At 31.6% G+C, this 272-nt stretch carries 1 protein-coding gene; it reads left to right on the top strand.

The window, feature by feature from the left end; genetic code table 11:
* Positions 1-139: 139 nt before the first annotated feature.
* A partial coding sequence (locus tag DXB15_RS17295) for a transposase (RefSeq protein ID WP_330427513.1) occupies positions 140-272 on the top strand: 133 nt, incomplete at its 3' end.

Below are 272 nucleotides of genomic sequence, written 5' to 3'. Positions count from 1 at the left end.
TTATAGCAAGAATTCTCCTTCCTCTACAGGTGGGAGATGAATTGCAAAAATAAATATAAAAAGCAAAACAGAACACTTGTTCTATAATGAGGAATATGGTATAATACAATCAGTCGAAAAGCCAGAAGGGACTGATTGTATGGATAAAATGGATCATAATGCACATTCAGTATATTTGATGTATTATCATCTGATCATGGTTGTAAAATATAGTAGAAGAAAAGTAATAGATGATCCAATTTCAGAACGGGCAAAAGAAATATGGGAACATA

The sequence above is a fragment of the Roseburia sp. OM02-15 genome, assembly GCF_003481835.1.
Classification (GTDB): Bacteria; Bacillota; Clostridia; order Lachnospirales; family Lachnospiraceae; genus Eubacterium_I; species Eubacterium_I ramulus_A.
This window is presented reverse-complemented; position numbering and strand designations above follow the sequence as displayed.